The 17,997-nt window shown below is 39.4% G+C and carries 11 protein-coding genes; 5 read left to right on the top strand and 6 right to left on the bottom strand.

Annotated elements, in window-relative coordinates:
• The first annotated feature begins 476 nt into the window (after nt 1-476).
• The 3 genes from Q0541_RS00435 to Q0541_RS00425 all read left to right on the top strand — a co-directional run bounded on the left by Q0541_RS00435 (nt 477) and on the right by Q0541_RS00425 (nt 7,101).
• Nucleotides 477-1,400 carry a pentapeptide repeat-containing protein gene (locus Q0541_RS00435; RefSeq protein WP_298904106.1) on the top strand — a complete coding sequence of 308 codons (924 nt, stop codon included), beginning with the start codon at nt 477-479 and terminating at the stop codon, nt 1,398-1,400.
• A 129-nt stretch (nt 1,401-1,529) separates the two neighbouring features.
• Nucleotides 1,530-2,888, top strand: coding sequence for an AAA-like domain-containing protein (locus tag Q0541_RS00430; RefSeq protein WP_298904104.1), 1,359 nt, complete (start codon nt 1,530-1,532; stop codon nt 2,886-2,888).
• Between the two features lie 76 nt (nt 2,889-2,964).
• The gene (locus Q0541_RS00425) at nt 2,965-7,101 is read left to right on the top strand and encodes a filamentous hemagglutinin N-terminal domain-containing protein (protein ID WP_298904102.1); all 4,137 of its coding nucleotides are present in this window, start codon (nt 2,965-2,967) and stop codon (nt 7,099-7,101) included.
• A 164-nt stretch (nt 7,102-7,265) separates the two neighbouring features.
• Here Q0541_RS00425 and Q0541_RS00420 read toward each other — a convergent pair whose 3' ends face one another.
• The 4 genes from Q0541_RS00420 to Q0541_RS00405 all read right to left on the bottom strand — a co-directional run bounded on the left by Q0541_RS00420 (nt 7,266) and on the right by Q0541_RS00405 (nt 9,323).
• On the bottom strand, nt 7,266-7,904 hold the full coding sequence (locus tag Q0541_RS00420; protein WP_298904100.1) for a hypothetical protein: 639 nt from the start codon (nt 7,902-7,904) through the stop codon (nt 7,266-7,268).
• A 175-nt stretch (nt 7,905-8,079) separates the two neighbouring features.
• Nucleotides 8,080-8,328 (bottom strand): hypothetical protein, encoded by a 249-nt coding sequence (locus Q0541_RS00415; protein WP_298904098.1) that lies wholly within the window; start codon nt 8,326-8,328, stop codon nt 8,080-8,082.
• A gap of 424 nt (nt 8,329-8,752) precedes the next feature.
• Nucleotides 8,753-9,097, bottom strand: a complete 345-nt coding sequence (locus tag Q0541_RS00410) for a hypothetical protein (protein ID WP_298904096.1) — start codon at nt 9,095-9,097, stop codon at nt 8,753-8,755.
• Between the two features lie 4 nt (nt 9,098-9,101).
• On the bottom strand, nt 9,102-9,323 hold the full coding sequence (locus Q0541_RS00405; protein WP_298904094.1) for a hypothetical protein: 222 nt from the start codon (nt 9,321-9,323) through the stop codon (nt 9,102-9,104).
• A 978-nt stretch (nt 9,324-10,301) separates the two neighbouring features.
• Here Q0541_RS00405 and Q0541_RS00400 point away from each other — a divergent pair.
• Together Q0541_RS00400 and Q0541_RS00395 are read left to right on the top strand one after the other, a co-directional pair.
• Nucleotides 10,302-12,833 (top strand): CHAT domain-containing protein, encoded by a 2,532-nt coding sequence (locus Q0541_RS00400; protein ID WP_298904092.1) that lies wholly within the window; start codon nt 10,302-10,304, stop codon nt 12,831-12,833.
• 83 nt (nt 12,834-12,916) lie between these two features.
• A complete protein-coding gene (locus Q0541_RS00395; protein WP_298904091.1) occupies nt 12,917-13,588 on the top strand; it encodes a DUF928 domain-containing protein in 672 nt (223 codons plus the stop codon).
• 275 nt (nt 13,589-13,863) lie between these two features.
• Here the strand turns inward: Q0541_RS00395 and Q0541_RS00390 are convergent, their stop codons facing one another.
• Both Q0541_RS00390 and Q0541_RS00385 read right to left on the bottom strand, forming a co-directional pair.
• Nucleotides 13,864-14,544 (bottom strand): YdcF family protein, encoded by a 681-nt coding sequence (locus Q0541_RS00390; protein WP_298904089.1) that lies wholly within the window; start codon nt 14,542-14,544, stop codon nt 13,864-13,866.
• A gap of 489 nt (nt 14,545-15,033) precedes the next feature.
• Nucleotides 15,034-17,970, bottom strand: a complete 2,937-nt coding sequence (locus tag Q0541_RS00385; protein WP_298904087.1) for a CHASE2 domain-containing protein — start codon at nt 17,968-17,970, stop codon at nt 15,034-15,036.
• Nucleotides 17,971-17,997 lie beyond the last annotated feature (27 nt).

Here is a 17,997-nt window from a genome sequence, read left to right as displayed (position 1 = left end):
ATTGGGCATATTTTTCAGGTTGTCAGCAATAAAATCCTTTATCAAAATTCATATTTACAAAGGGTTAGAAATTTTTATCTAAACGAATAAAAACCAAAAGAGTAAATATGAATTTTTTGGATAACTTTTGCAAATTCCCTTGTCCTAGAAGTTTATTAAAGCATTTTCATTTGAAATCAAACAAGTACATAAATGTCATATATTTATCTCTACTGCCAGATATTTTTAGTTACTACATCACAGATTAGTTTTTTGTCAATATATAAGTATTACAACTTTGAACATACAATGTCATAAATATTATTTTTATGCATATTGATGAATACTTTGTCAATAGATAAGATTCATATTTTTAGTTAAAATGTATTAATTTTGATAACAAAAAATTAAATATAAATTATTAATTAAATATTGCTATATTGGGAGACAATTCATTGTAGGCGGTAGTTTATTGTTATTTAAACTAGCTCAAAACAATGATTGCCCAAGAAATTATCAAACGCTATGCAGCTAAGGAAAGAGATTTTCAACACCTGAATTTAAGCCAGATTTATTTGCAGGGTGTTGATTTTAGTGGTGTTGATTTTAGCTATGCTAACCTAAGTAGTGCCAATCTCAGTGAGGCTAACTTGAGTTGTGCCACCCTGGTTTGGACAGATTTAAATCGAGCGGACTTCCAAAAAGCCAATTTGCAAAACGCAAATCTATTAAATGTGAGTTTATTGTGGGCAAACTTGAGTCACGCTACTCTAATTAGAGCGAACTTAAGCGGTGCTCACTTAAATTATGCCAAGCTTGATTCTGTCTGTTTACGAGAGGCAAATTTAACAGATTCTGATTTAGGAAATGCTTGTTTGACTCAAGCAGACTTAACTGGGGCAAATTTGTTTAAAGCAAGTCTCAAAGCCACAGATTGCACTGGCGCTAAGTTTGATGATGCCAATCTTCGCCAATCCAACTGGGAAGGGGCGATTTTATGTGCTGCTTCTTTACAACGAGTTGATTTGGAAGGAGCGCAATTACAGGATACTATTTTAAAGGGAGGTGACTTAACAGAATCAGATTTAATTAAAGCGGACTTGAGTAGTGCAGATTTGAGTGATGCAATTTTACGTCAAGCTGCCTTGGAGTTAACCAGTTTATTTAATGCAGACTTGAGTCGTGCTGATTTAAAGTTAGCTTCTTTGTTTAACGCCAACTTAGAGGAGGCGGTTTTAAATGGGGCAAATTTGAGTGATAGTGATTTAAGACACGCAAATTTCACAAATACCCAATTAGAGGAGGTAAATTTTTCCGGTTCTCGCGTTAAGGGAGCGCTATTTACTGATGCTATTGGGTTAACCCTTCAACAAAAGCAATGGTTGATAAAAAATGGAGCATTGAATATTTCTGATTTGTAAAAAGAATCTTACGCAGGCGCCAAGAGAGGCGCAGAGAAGAGAAACAAGAGAAATATTTAGTGTTCACAAACAAGTTAAAATTGCTGTATTAGAAAATGGAGCTTTAAATACCTTTAGTTTTAAAGAGAGATGAGAAGCATAGAACAAATTATCAAATGCACTGAAACATTAATTAATGATAAGACAGGAAAATCGCTCTCATTCATTCAAAAAGCTGTCTTGTCAGCATCTCTATTGGAAACAAAAAAAAATTATGCACAAATTGCTATAGAAAACAACTACTCAGAGAACTATATTAGGCAATTGGTTGCTCCTAAATTGTGGCAATTACTTTCTAATAGTCTTGGTGAGAAAGTTAATCGTACTAATTGTCGTGCTGTGCTAGAGCAACGACTAAATAATTCATCTTTGCAAACAATATCTCAGCCTACACATATGTGGCAAAAGATAAATTTAGAACCTCCAGATGGACAAGTCCCGCTTTCTTCTACCTTGTATATTGAGCGGGGTTTAGAACAAGTCTGTTATCAAGCAATTCTTCAACCTCGTGCGTTTATCCACATCAAAGCACCGCGAAAGATGGGGAAAACTTCTTTAATGACTAGAATCCTTGCTTATGGTAGTTCGCATAGTTATCATACTGTAAGGTTAAGTTTACATCGTGCTGAAACAGAAGTTTTTAGCTCATTAGAAAAATTTTTACGCTGGTTCTGTGCAAATGTTACTCATCAGTTAGGAATAAAGTCGAAGCTAGAGGAATATTGGGACGAGGATATGGGTGATTTGATGAACTGTACTATCTATTTTCAAGGGTATGTTTTACAGGAAATCAATACTCCCTTAATCTTAGCGTTAGATGAAGTGAATAAGTTGTTTGAATATCCTCAATTGACTCGTGATTTCTTGGGGCTATTGCGCTCATGGTATGAAGAAACTAGAGATATATCAATTTGGCAAAAGTTACGAGTGTTGATTGTTAAATCTACCGACATTTATATTAATTTAGATATTAATAAATCTCCTTTTAATGTAGGATTAGCAATTGATTTGTCTGCTTTTACAAGATTGCAGTTAGAGGATTTAGCACAACGTCACGGACTCCAACTTACAGCTTTGCAATTTGAACAATTAATGGCGCTTACAGGAGGATTTCCTTACTTGGTGCGACTGGCATTTTATCATAGCGTTCAATATCAAATTCCTGTGGACGATATACTACAAAATGCCACGAATGATACTGGAATTTTTAGTGAGCATTTGCACAATCAGTTACACTCCCTTCTGCAAAGTCCTGATTTGGTTGATGCTTTTCAACAGGTTATCAGTTCAACTGTAGCGATTACCTTAGAGCAAGAAGTAGCATTTAAGTTAAAAAGTTTAGGGCTAATATATTTAGAAAATAAAAATGCAACAGTTAGTTGTGGGTTATATAGAGAGTATTTTAATGATTACTTTATTAATAAAACAGCAATTTTAAATCATTCGTAATAAACAAGATCACCAGATCGCCGACTTATTTAAGAATTCGGGTATCTGTAACTTTGAATAAAAAACAAGTTGACTCATGTTGAAAGTAGTAAATATTCCTAGACAGTACTCTTGGTATTTGAAAATATACATAATCTTATTTTTTAGTAATATATTTACTTATTTTCTTACCGATTTTCACCCAGCTAATGCTCAAATAATACCCGATAACACTTTAGGAACCGAAAAATCTACCATTACACCTCAAAATATTCATGAATTAATTGGTGGAGGTGCAATTCGGGGTGAAAATCTTTTCCATAGTTTTCAAGAATTCAATGTAAATCAAGGACAGCAGGTTTATTTTACTAATCCGGCGGGCATTAGTAACATCCTTACTCGCGTTACCGGAAATCATATATCTAAGATTTTCGGCACATTAGGTATAGATGGTACCGCGAATTTATTTTTGATTAATCCTAATGGGATTGTTTTTGGTAAAAATGCCCGATTAGATATCGCAGGTTCTTTCGTAGCTAGTACTGCAAATGTAATTAGATTAGGAGAAAATGGGTTATTTAATGCAACAGAACCGCAAAATAGTAATTTACTAACAATTCAGCCAACAGCTTTATTTGCTAATGCCTTGCACCAACCGCAAGCAGAGATTAGTGTAGAAGGAAATTTAACAATAGGTAGTAGACAAACTCTTACGTTACAAGGAGATATTGTTACTAACACAGGTTCTTTGACTGTACCAGGAGGAACGGTGCAGATTTTAGGAAATCAGGTGAGTTTATTAAATAATGCTACTATTAACACTGATGCTATTAATAATGGCAATGGTGGCACTGTAATTATTAAAGCAAATGATCTAACCCGTTTTGAGGGTAATATTAGTGCCCGTGGCGGTGACAATTCTGGGAACGGTGGTTTTGTAGAAATCTCAGGTGGCAGAGTGGAATTTGCTGGTACTGTGGATACTAGTGCTGCAAATGGTTTTGGTACATTACTGCTTGACCCGAAAGATATTCTGATTCAAGCAGGGGGCACTGTTAGCGGTCAAAGTTTGAGCCAAGCGCTAGCACTTAATAATGTCAGTTTACAAGCTAATAATGATATTACTGTTGATGATGATATCACAGGCGTTGGGGCAAATAATCTTAACTTAGAAGCGGGGCGATCGCTCACCATTAATCCCAACCGCAGTATTATTCTCAATGGTGGTAATTTTAACGTTAAGATTAACGATGAAAATGCGATCGCCATCGAAAGAGATCCTGGAGTAGCGCAGTTTTTCATGAACCCAGGTTCCCAAATCCTCACCAATGGCGGGAATGCAACGATTACATCAGGAAAGTTTGGGCAAACCAGTCAAATTAATACTACCGATGCATCTATCATTTCTGCAAAAAGTAGCGGGAATGGTGGCAACATTGCCCTAAACGCCATCAATGATATTACGACTGGTAATTTAATTAGTGGGTTTTTCAACATACCCAATATCAGCGACTCCATTAATAGCGGTGACATTACTATTAACAGCACCGCAGGCGGAATTACCACTACTAATTATCTGTTAGCTAATGCTCAACAGCAAGCAGGAGATATTTCACTATTAGCCGCAGGTAATCTTAGCCTTAATGGCGCAGCTGACTTTCCTCGTTCAGGTAATATCGCTTCTATTGGAGACACACCAGGAAAAATTACATTTACTAGTGGTAATATCCTCTCTGGTAAAAATATTCGCATTGTCAATGCAAACTTAGGTGCTGGTAGAGGCGATGACATTACCCTGACTGCTCGCTCAATCTTTCTGGACACTACATCTATTTTCGCCCTGGCTAGGGGTAAAGGTCGAGGAGGAAATATGATCCTCAATGCTACAGATGATGTAGTGATGCGGACAAGCGATATTGGTACAAATTCTGATGCGGCGTTGGCTGTAAATCTTCCTACTGGTGCTAGCGGCGATGCTGGGGATTTTACTCTCAATGCTCGTCGGTTGAGCATTAGCCAAGATCCAACAGCTTTTTTCCCTTTTAGAGCAACTTCCATAAGTACTGGAACTGACGCAAACACAACGGGTAATGCCGGGAATTTAACAATCAATGCTTCAGAATCCGTAGAACTTATCGGTCGTCAACTCACAACCCCAATACTTACCCCTAGCCAATTGGTGAGCCAACTTCTACAAGGAACAGGAGTAGGTATAAGCACAAATGCTTTCGGAAGTGGCAACTCAGGCAAACTGACGGTTAATACTGGGCGCTTAGTGCTTCGAGATGCAGGTGGAATTAGCACATTCCCAGTCTCAGGTAATGGCGGAGATTTAACAATTAATGCTACAGAAATATTGTTGCAGAATTTTGCCGGGATTCAAACGGCAACTGCTGGTTCCGGGCAAGCCGGGAATTTGACAATTAACGCTGATAATGTAACGCTCACCGATAGGTCGATAATTAATGCAACTGCGCTAGCTGGTACGGGCAATGCTGGCAACTTAACTTTATCAGTTAAACAACTAAATGTCCGTGATGGTTCTATCGTTTCCTCAGCAACTACAGGAGAGGGGAATGCAGCAACATTAAATCTCAACGCTACCGACAAGGTAGAAGTGGTGGGGAATTTCGCAGACAATAGCAGTTTTCCTAGTGCGATCGCAACGGCTTCTTTGAGTCCGATTGGTAATGCTGGGCCTTTGAATATTACGACTGGGGAGTTAATTGTCCGCCAAGGAGGAGAGATTACCACCGCTACCGTTGGTCAAGGAAATGGCGCACCCATTACAATTAATACCCGCACGCTGCAATTAGATAACGGTAGAATTAACGCTTCTACAGCTGGTGCAGGTAACGGAGGTGATATTACTATCAACGCCACCAAATCTGTAGAAGTTGCTGGAAATGGATTTGCAGACTTGCAAGAAAAAATTATCAATCCAGCTTATGCGGGTACTCTCAGCCTTGATAACTTTGACCAGGGAATCGTTGCTGTGAGTGCAGGCCAAGGTAAAGCCGGAAATGTTGTAATTCAAACCCCGAATTTTCTTAGCCGCAATAGTGGAATAATTGCTACTACCGCCTTGGGTCAAGGACAGGGGGGGAATATTAACGTCAATACCAGTAATACTTTCGAGTTAGATAACTCTTTTATTGGTACAGGAACATTAACCAATGCCGAATCTGGCAATGTTAACCTAACAGCGCGTCAACTTATAGCCAAAGGGGGCGCACAGGTATTTACTACTACCTTTGGTTCTGGAAAAGCAGGGGATTTAACAGTTAATGCTTTCGAGTCCATTGATTTAATTGACCCCTCCCAGCAGAGTTTCGGCTCAGGCTTATTTGCTTCTTCGGCTCAAACTGCTTCGGGAAACGGGGGAGACATTAATATTAACATTCCCAATGGTGACTTAAATATCCGCGATCGCGCAACCATTTCCGTTAGTGCTTTAGGAACAGGGAATGCTGGAGATATCAATATTGATGCCCGTTCAATTTTTCTTGATCAAGGTTCCATCACTGCTACCAGCGTTTCTGGACAAGGAGGTAACATCAACTTCAAGGTAGCCAATAACTTACTTTTACGAAATAATAGTCAAATTTCCACCCGTGCAGGAATAGAAAACAGTGGCGGTGGTAATGGTGGCAATATGGATATTAATAGTGGATTTATTGTTGCTGTCCCACAAGAAAACAGTGACATCACCGCCAATGCTTTTGCTGGAAATGGTGGGAATATCAACATTACTAGCCAAGGTATTTTTGGCTTACAAGTTAGTGATAAACTCACCCCAAATAGTGACATCACCGCCAGTTCTCAATTAGGCATCAACGGCACGGTTAATATCAACACTCCAGATGTTGACCCTACCAGAGGATTAACTCAATTGCCTTCTGTGCCTACCGATCCTGCAAATCAAATTGTCGCAGGTTGTCCCAGCAACGAGGAGGCGAATTTTGTGGTTAGCGGACGGGGAGGCTTACCAGAAGATCCCCGCCAAGTGTTGCGTGGTCAGGTAGTTTTACAGGATATGCGAGTAAGTGCAGATTCCCCAAATAAATCAGAGCAAATCAGCCATAGAAAAGTACCAGATATAAAAGGGCAACCACCATTACTAGAAGCTACTGGATGGATGATTAATCAACTAGGACAGGTGGAATTGGTGGCAAATATTACCACCCAAATACAACCTGATGGTGGGAGAAATAAAAGTGATTGTGGGAATTGATCAGAATTTTAGAACACCGATCACAGAAGTTGGGCTTGGCTGCATAATCTCAGCTTTCTGACAATGCGTAACTTCTATTATATCTGAGGTTTGAACTATCAAAGCTACTACTAAACAATCAACAGCTAAGTGTGAGCTTAAGGCATTTATGAGACTTACGAACCTTACAGATTCTTAGAGAAAGCAGTGCTGTCAGCAAGTGGCAAGATTATCGGCGTTTTCAAGTTCTCAAAATCTGGGAGAAATCTTTTTACAGCAAAACGAACGGCTTCACGTGCCATATCATCTATAGCCGTGCCAACAACCAGAATATTAACGCCTGTACCAATAAATGCTTTAAAATTTTTGATGTTGATGCCACCTTCTGCCAGAGTAGGTGTAGTTACAGAATTAACCAAGGCTTTCAATCGCTCCTGAACGGGCAAAGCAATTTCGCCGGCAGCGACACCCTCGTAGCTCATGCCAGTCGTCAAACCAATCATGTCTACACCAATTTCTTGCATCTCTTTCGCAATTAGAGCAACCTCTTTCGGTGTTTCGGCTGGGATGCCAAACAAATGTAGATCACTGGGATGGGCAATATAGGCATCTACAACCAAGCCATTGCGATGTGCCACTTTGACTATATCGCGCAAATCTTCCCACGTGGTTTTGTGAACGTGAAGCCCATCTGCCCCAGCGAGAGAGAGTAGCATTGCTTCCTTATCCGTAAAGGGTGTCGGCACTGTTTCGGTGAAAGTGCCCGGAGCACCTACGGTGATAAAAATATCATCACTGACGACGTTACGAACTCCTTCTACCACAGTAACCATTTCCTCAATCGGAATTTCATGGCGGAGTAACTCAGCATGGGAGCAACGCGAAAAAGTGAGATCGGGGTTTAGTTCTCAATTATACCTCTATATTCTCAACAAAACTTGGTTTTTTAGTTGCGATCGCATCCCGAAACAAGCTATATACGTCCCAGGTTGCAGCACCTCACAAAATCGCGTTGCTCCCCTCAGCATCGTGCATGGATGTGACACCTTTGTATCCACGAGCCAAGGCGACGGCTGGATGATTCGGTTCGAGCAGCCGAGCGCCAGCTTCCACAGCCGCTAGAGCCAGCCGAGCATCATCGCCAGTGATCCCCGTGCTGAGTAATGTTGTTCCACCGTGAGCCTTAATCGCATCATGAACTTTCTGCATGGCAAAATGACGCTTGCGTTTCATATCACTATCAATCATCAGAACTTCCTTGCTCATGCTGAGTTTAAGTAAAGTCAATAAATTACTGTTACCATTTCCTTATCCTTGAAAGCTGTTTGAGCAGTCAGTCAACCCAACTCAGCTTTTCATTTTCCCCATCTCCCTCTCCCACGTCTCCTGCCCCCGTTCGGCTACGCTACTTCGACTACGCTCACTACAAGTCACGGCAAGCCTGCTCAATAACTCCCCATCACGGTGCCAGGTAATGGAAAGCCCCGTTGTGAGGTCAATTGCGGAGCAATTCATCCGGGCAAATCAGTCTCCTAGACGGGAGGAAAGGCAGCTTTGAGAGGAAATGAATTCTGGGGTAGAGCCGGAACTTATTCCGCGTCGTCGCCGTCAAACACGCAACACGACGCAAAACCACGACGACAAACGAGAAAAAGACGGTAGTACAGATGAATTAGAACCAAGTAGGAACATTATCATCCTCATCCTCTCCATCACTTACTTCTTCCGGATCATGTTCCCCCGTATCGTCTAAACCTCTATAAGAACTGTCTACGGCGGGAGCAGGTGCTAAGATCCACGAGTCCTCAGCATTTTCCACGGTAGTTATATAACCATCGTACTTTGTATCGGGAGCTAGCCTTTGATTACTGTAGGAGATGTTGCTGATGCGAACGCGATCGCCATAGTGAATTGGACTTGCATCGCCAGAAGCATTAGTAATCTGCCAGCTCTGTTTATCCTCATCATAGCCATCTTGCCAATAGTAACAATCATGGCTATCTGCGAAAGCTCCCAAAACATTATATGTTGCCTATTGCTGATTCTGTCGTTGTGATTTTGATGCGGGTGTTGGATTGAACCTCGCCATTGCCGCCCACAAGTTTAAGTTTTACTACTTTTTTTTTCTCTTGACCCAACTTCGGCCAATTGTAGCGTCCTTGGTCAACCGCAATCCAGTATTTACCGCTCTCGTGTTTAAGATAAAAGTTATCATCAAACTTAACGACATCTTGATCAGACATGAGGATGTTCTCCTGATTAATTACACATTTATGTTGCCAAAACTTATCCAGAAATAGTAAAAGGTTTCTTGACGACCTCAACAATCCACCGAAACACATCCATCACCCAACGCAGAAAGTCTTCTTCTCTATCCCCACCATCCATCTAAATGGTATGTAAGCGATTGGTGCGACTGTCCATATAATGAACTCGGTTCAGGAGTTTTTTGGCTCCAGTGCGCTCTGGAAGCGAAGCGCATATAACGTATTGGTGACTGGCATTAGTGATTGTCATTATTTGTAAGTACTGCTTCTTACAAGATATTCTCCCACTTTTCGTCCAAAGTAAAATACATAAAGTTCATATTCCGATCGTAAAAATATTGATTTATATACAATAAAGGAGATTTGTCAATATAGTAATCTTAGATTAATCTTTAACAAAAATACAATGAGTTTTTAGAAATAAAACAACTAATATTATTAACATTATTAATATTGACTAATAATAAATTATATGCCTAAAAAAAGTATAAGAATGATATATTGACATAGGAAACCAAGTGCAATTCTTTTGTGGCGTCTAATTTTAGAATGTTAATAGCATGATATTAACCTTGTTTTATCAGTTTGAGATAACCCAATTGCTGAAAGGCTTTCAGAGCTTGACTTTTCAATTTTTGGCTAGAAATTTTAGTTAATGTTAGAAAACAAAGTCTCAAACCTTGGTTAAATCAAAGTTCCAGAGTCTAACTTCGATTCTTATTTTCCAACAGTGAAAAAACAAGGTTAAGTACGGCTCAGTAGCGTTGTCGATGCTCCACCCTGGAAGCTCCAAGTGATGTCTACTGAAGTTTTACTAATACCTCTTACCTAGATGCTCTCTACCCTGATGTGTAAATATTAGCTAGATATATTTACTTAAGCAGACTTGATGTGATTAATCAACGCTAAAATTCCGAACTAAGAGTTATAAATCGCAAATTATTATGACCATTTATGCGTATTCATCCTCACCTAATTTTAGCCCTACTAATCTTTTTCTTAATAACAACTGTTTTACCAGCCACTGCTGAGTATTCTCTTGACCCAACTCAATCCCCAGTCACCCTACTCGAACAAGGAAAACAACTTTATGATGCCGGAAAGTTGGTAGAAGCTGCACAAATTTGGTCAGAAGCAGCTCAGATATTTCAGCAAAGCAAACAGCAGCACTATCAAGCATTAAATTACAACTATTTAGCGATCGCTTATCAAGACTTGGGCAAGTGGGAAGTGGCGCGATCGCTAATCACCCAAGCAGAGAATATCCTAAAAACAATGGATGATTCCTTCCTTTACGCCCAAGTCCTCAACACCCAAGGAAGTTTACAATTTAACACTGGACAACCGGAATTAGCCTTAGAAACTTGGCAGCAGTCCGAGAAAATCTATTGTTCCCTGAAGGATGTAACAGGGATTGTGCTATCGCAGATTAACCAAGCCCAAGCATTGCAAACGTTGGGAGAGTATCGTCGCGCCCAAAGGCAACTAGAACAAATCAATCAAGACCTTGCTACTTTACCTGATAATCTCTTAAAAGCCAGGGGATTACAAAGTTTGGGGGTAACTCTGCAAGTCGTGGGAGATTTAGAGCGATCGCAACAAGTATTATCGCAAAGTTTAGCGATCGCCAAACTTGTAAATTCTACCGCAGATATTGGGGAAACCTTCTTAAGATTGGGGAATACTGCTAGAGCTAGGGAAGATTTTAAAGCCGCCTTAGAATTTTATCAACAAGCAAGTGCAATTGGTGGCGATCATACTGAATTAGAAGCACTCCTTAACCAACTCAGTCTTTTAATAAAAACTGAGCAAAATCCAGCTGCACTAGTATTATTACCCCAAATTCAAGAACGTCTTGCTAATCTTCCTCCCAGCCGTTGGGGAATTTACGCGCAAGTTAATTTAGCAGCAAGTTGGATGAAACTGTCATCATCAAAAACAAAAGACATTGCTCAACTTTTGGCAACAGCAGTCAAACAAGCCAGCGAATTAACAGATGCAAGAGCGCAAAGTTATGCTTTGGGAGAGTTAGGACATCTCTACGAACAAACTCAGCAATTTTCAGAAGCCTTAAATCTCACCCAAACAGCACTAACTTTAGCACAAGGAGTGCAAGCAGATGATATTGCAGTCAATTGGTTGTGGCAGCAAGGACGAATTGAGAAAGCTAGGGGAAATATTGAGTCAGCAATTACTGCTTATGAACAAGCTGTTGGTTTTTTAACATCTCTGCGTCAAGACTTACTGCAATTGAATCCTGACGTGCAATTTAATTTCCGCGATCGCGTTGAACCAGTGTATCGGCAGTTAGTACAATTAGTTTTACAAGATGTAGACAGCCTACCACAAATCATCAAGCAACAACACTTAGAGAAATCTCGCAAAACAATTGAAGCACTGCAATTAGCAGAATTAGAAAACTTCTTCCACCAAGCCTGCTTAACTTATAAACCGCAACCCATCGATAAAATTGATTTAAAAGCCGCAGTGATTTACCCAATTTTGCTAGAACGTCGCTTGGAGGTAGTTGTTTCTCTTGCTGGACAACCTTTGCAACATTATGGAACAAACCTTTCCTTAAAAGAGGAATCAGAGGTTTTTGATGAACTGCGCCAGTCTTTAAACCCTGCTTTCTTACCTGATGAGGTACTACCTTCTGCCCAAAAATTGTATGATTGGTTATTGCGTCCTGCCGAAAAAGAGATAAAACTTCAGGGGATTAAAACCTTAGTGTTTGTCTTGGATGGTTTTTTACGCAGTGTACCAATGGCAGTTCTCCACGATCGCCAACAGTTTATCATCCAAAAGTACAGCATAGCATTGACTCCTGGTTTGCAACTATTAGAGTCTCGGAATCTTCCTCCCCAACAGTTTCAAGCCTTAACTGCGGGTTTAGCAGAAGCACGTCAAGGCTTTGCTGAGTTACCTGGGGTCAAACAAGAAATTAAACAAATTACAAACTATGTTCATGCAAAGATACTATTAAATGAAAAATTTACTCGCGCCAACGTCCAAAAGCAAATAGAAGAAGTTCCCTTTTCTGTAGTTCATCTTGCCACCCACGGTGAATTTAGCTCCAAAGCCGACGACACATTTCTTTTAACTTGGGAAGACCGGATTAATGTTAAAGATTTAGATAGATGGTTAAAAGGTGCATCTTCAAAAATGAGCAAAAATGCTCCACGCCAACCAATTGAATTGCTAGTTCTCAGCGCTTGTCAAACAGCTAAAGGCGACAACCGCGCCGCTTTAGGATTGGCGGGAGTTGCCATCCGTTCTGGTGCTAGGAGTACTCTAGCAACCCTCTGGTCAGTACAAGACAAATCAACTGCTGACTTGATAGCAGAATTTTATCGTTTGCTTACCCAAAAGGTCGTCAGCAAAGCCGAAGCACTGCGTCAAGCGCAGCTATCTCTATTAAATTCTCCTCAGTACAAACATCCTTATTATTGGTCTGGGTTTGTACTAGTAGGAAATTGGCGTTGACTCACGATGAAGGAGTTAGGGAGGCTTAACAATTCAAAATTCAAAATTCTTGCAATAACAACTGACCATAGACATTTCAGAAAATGATAGTAAATAATGCCTCATATCAATTTAAATTCTTTACTGTTGGCTTATCTCTACAACTGTTGATATTTACTTTACCCAGTTTGGTGCAATCAGAATTAGTCACTTCAATTGCCAGCCTACCAGACCAATTCGTTTTTCAAGAGACTTTTGAACCACCTGGAGAGCCAGAACCAAAAAGTGAAACTGTTGGTGCAGGTTCTCGTGATGGGCTGAGGTGTTCTGAGAATGAACAGGCGATTAGACCTTTGATGCCAAAGCGTAACTTTGGGTTAACCTTCCAAGATCATCCTCCCGTATTCATTTCCTTACCCAAAACTTCAGCACAAAAGGTTGTGCTGACCTTTAGAGATGAAACGGGTAACTATTATGAAAAAACTTTTTTACCTATTACTGCTAGTGGAGGAATTGTTAGCTTTACTCAACCCGAAGAAAAAACGCCGCTAACCGTAGGTAAAAATTACGAATGGTCATTGGTAGTTGTCTGTGGAAAAACTGTGCAACCAGACGATCCTATATTTAAAGGTTGGGTACAACGAGTTGCAAAAACCACCAAAGTAGATAGGGAGTTGAGCCAGTTGACTATCATCGGTCAAGCAAACTGGTACGCACAGAGAGGATACTGGTATGAAATGCTCATGGCTATAGAGAAAGCTAAGAAAGCAGAGTAAAGAACAGAAAGGCAGAAGGACAAAATGGAGGCATGGCTACGGGGATAGTTTCTTTCATGAGCTTTTTTCCGCCTTTTTTATCCAAAAATTATCCGATTTCGGGTTCCTGACTCCTAACTTTAGTTTTTGAATAAATTTTAGTAGACTAAATTTCAATGGTGCAGAGTAGAGCATATACTCTGAATAAATAAGCTAGCCTAAGTAAGAAAATCAGCTAAGAGACGGCGACTTTGTAAAGGCTGTCAATCATTTGTAGTAAAGGTTTGGGGTTGCCATTACCGCATAACTTCCTTGCTCGGTCGCAGCATCTGTTCTTGAGTCAACCCATAGGATTTTGAGTATCCACCAAATGCTAATCGAGTCAACAGATAATTTTCCCACTGACCTATGAGCAATTGCTCAATCCATGCTGTAACTGGTACTTCGCACTTCACAACTTGATAATCGATGCCGCCTATGTGGGACACTATAAATGCAGTACGCCTGACATGGTATGGCGACGTAACAATCAAAGCCGAAGACCAGTGATTCTTCAGCATAATCTTGGTTGCATTGAATAGATTCTGGTAAGTATTTCTTGCCTCTGTGTCTGTCACTAAAGAACTCCTAGGAACTCCTATAGAGTGGGCGAAATTTGCCATTACATCGGCTTCAACATAGTGATTATATACGGCTGCACCTGAAAATAAAATGTATTTCGCCCGTCGAGTGTGAAGGAGGGATACAGCTTTGAGAACTCTTTGCCGCGCAATCTCACCAATACTGCCGTCTGAATTTGCTGGGTTGCCAAGTACAATGATGACATCGAAGGTTTTGCGTTTCGAGTTGACCAAAGGTGCTTGACAGAAAAATAGAGGAACAATATTAATGGCAAGCAGTGAAACTGGTATCGTCAACAAAATCGGTATAACTAACCATAGTGCTGCTCGATAAATTGTTTTAGATTTCCATCGCATCCTCTTAACTTGCACATAGATGAACCGTTATATACTAAGTATAGTGATCGCATAGAGAATTACTGAATGACTTTATAAATGTTTAGCTGTAGCTGGGCTTGTTCTGGGGCGATCGCCGCAGCTAGGTACGACCGCGCAAGTAGGTTGCGAAATAATGGCTATCTAAAACTTTTATATATCAAGCTTTTTAGCAGATAATCAAATCTTGTTGCTTAGTTTTTTCTTACTTGTGTTCAATCCCATAATTAAAGCTCCCATCATTATGAAGCAAGCATTGACTTAAATCTATATATAATGTGTTTGTTAACGCAAAGTATGTACTAAAGCCTCTGGTTGACTTTGAGTAAAAATCGCACTCGGCATAATACAGTAAAATCAAAGATTTTCATGTCTGTATCAAACGCCATTTTATATATTTTTAAGTATTTATGATTTTTTATGAATTGTCTTTGCATCTTGTACTGTTCTTTTTCTCCTCCGCCCCTGTAATCAATCATCCTGTTGTATGATTTTGTCAATCAACTGCTGATTTTCTTTGCCTTCTGCTTGTTTGAAATATTCAATCGCAATTTTTCCAGCAGCAGGTTGCTCTTTTGCAACCGCAAGTAGTAACTTGAGAGTTTGCTGGAGTTGGATTTTCTCAAGCTGCTTAGTTGCAAACATAGGTAGGATAATTGGAGCAAGTATTAATCCCAATAATGGGGGAATAATCGGAATCCACCAACCTTGTAAAAATGCCAGATAACTAAACACGATTAATCCTAGTCCAGTGCTAGTGACGAGAAACATTAATTGTCTAGGTGATTTTAATCGCCAAGCAATTAATGTTCCAATCCCAGACCAAAGCAAAATCCATAAGCTTTTCCATATCTCAGACCAAGTTTGCAACATTCCTCTTCCTTGCAGCGCTGCGGTTAATATTTGGCTGGTAATATTAGCATGAATAAATACTCCTGACATTTGTTTTGTTGACCCCAATAAGCGATTGTTATAAGGTGTCTGAAAAAAGTCATTAATACTTTCAGCTGTTGCACCAATTAAGACAATACGATTTTGGACTTTTTCTTTTGGTATCCGTTCTTGCAACAGATCTGTGATGGAGAAGCTTTGAAAATTTTCTTCTGTACCGTGATAATTAAGTAAAATTTGATAACCTCCGGTATCAGCCTGAACATAGCCTCCGTCAAAAGGCTGCAAGGGTATTATTAAGGCTTTGCCAAGTTGGATATGATGGCGATTTTCAGGATGAGGATGGGGAGTGATGCCAACAGTTTTTAAGTATTGTAATGCTAATTGTAAACCCAAACTCTGCCGTAATTTATTTTTTGGCGATAGCGCAGCGGTAAGGCAGTCGCAGTCCTGGACGCCACTTGCTTCTCCTAAGGGAGACGCTGCGCGAACAAGTCGGGAAACCGCAAAGGCGCAGTGGCTCCGCTTCCCGTCGGTTGCGAACTGCCCTTCCCGAAGGGTAGCGAGTCCGCGTCCCTTGCGCGTCTCGTAAAGAGTGTCTGGCTGCGCCAACGTCTGCGATGAACGCACTGTCAATAAGGCACGACGTACCTTACCATCTCCATCCAATACTTGGTCACTAAAACCCACCTGACTTAATTGGGCTAATATTCTTGGCGGTGCAACCTTAGTGCCTACAACTTTATCAACACCAATAAGATTGGGAGTAGCTTTGAACAATTCTACTAATTCTTGATACCCTGGTTCTACAGGCAAATCTCGATATAAATCCAACCCAATTAATTTAGGTTGGTAAGTTTTCAATTTGTTGAGCGCTTTAACCAAAATATTATCAGGTATGGGGTATTGTCCTATTTTTTGCAAATCTGGTTCATCAATTGTAATTACAACAATACGAGAATCAATTCCTGCTTGAGGTCGTTGTTGCAAAAAGCTATCAAACATATTCCATTCCATTCCCTGCAACAAACCAATAAAGCGTAGCAGGAGAATAAAACTAGAAATACCAATTGCAAAGCTGACAATATACGGTTTACCAAAGTGTAATACAGCATTTAATTTAGTAGCTTTTCGGGCTTGATCCAAAATCCGATTCGCTTCCTTTGCAGCTGCCAGAGTAAACTGTGCTTTTTCTAATTCAATTTTTTCTGCGTTTAAATTTATTTCAATTTCTTGTTTATCCAACTGCTGACTAGTAGCAATAAACCGATAATCTATATTAGAAAGTTTTTTATTTTCTGACCAAGCTACTGCTTCTTTCAATTTCATACCTCTTAATAATTGAGTGTTATCTTGCTGATTACTAGCAACCCAATTTTTGAGGCTTTGAGAATATGGACGTAAATGTTCTAGGTTTTTAGCAACCCAATCTAAATTAGATATAGCTTGATAAATTTTATTTTTTATTTGAATTTTTCCTTGAGATATGATAATTAAACCCGATAGAATTAACTCATTTTTTTCTCTAATATCATCACTTGTGACTTCTTCACCCATTAAAATTTGCTGATAGACTCCTAACAATCTTCCTGCCGTTTGCTCGTTTTTTAGAAGACGTGAGCTTATGGTTCTTAAATGTTCAGGTTCATCTTGAAACTCCCAATTATTTATAATATGTGATTTAACTAAATTACTAATAAATAATTGAGAATTATTTATTAGTAATTTATCTCTATCTTGCGATTGTTCATTTGCCACAATTTTACATAGCTTTTGAGTAAGAAATGGTTGTCCACCAGTCCAAAATAATATCTCTTTTAAAATGCGTTTTGGATTTACTACTTTTCCTTCCAATCCTTTTGTTAAAGCGAGAGTTTCTTGTAGCTTAAAACCCTGAATTTCTATTGATTTCCCAATATTAAATGGTGTACGTATTTTATTTTGAATCAAATCTAATGGAGTTGCCACTCCGAAAATAGCAAAGGTAATACGTTTATATTCAGAATTGATTGCTCGTTGATTATAGCAAAACCGAATCAGTGCAAAAAAATCATCAACTGAGAAATCTAAACTCAGAATACTATCAATTTCATCAACAAAGATAAATAATCGTTTGTCAGGGAAATGAAGCTGTAATAATTCTTCAATAAACCACCTTAATCTTTCTAATAAAGATATATCTTCTTGTTCACGCCACCAACTTTTTAAGTTAATTTTATTTAATAAATTAAAACCTAACCATAAATCACCAACTACACTTTTATACCACTGGAGTGGGGTGATATGTGAAGTACCAATAATCGACATATCAATGCTACTGCATTTAAATCCTTCTTGTTCCAAGCAATGTTTTGTACTTGCAAGCAGAGAGGATTTACCCATTTGTCGAGAGTTCAGTATATAGCAACACTCTCCCTGCTTGAGAGCCTCATAAAGCAGGGTATCTGCTTGTCTTTGCACATAACTAGGTGCATTAACTGTCAAACTGCCACCAACTTGGTATTTATAATCAGTCATAATAAATTCCTTGGGCTAAGTTAGCTC

The organism is uncultured Nostoc sp. (genome assembly GCF_937863485.1).
In the GTDB taxonomy this organism is placed as follows: domain Bacteria; phylum Cyanobacteriota; class Cyanobacteriia; order Cyanobacteriales; family Nostocaceae; genus Nostoc.
The sequence above is the reverse complement of the archived record's forward strand: the minus strand, read 5'-3'. Positions and strand labels throughout refer to the sequence as shown.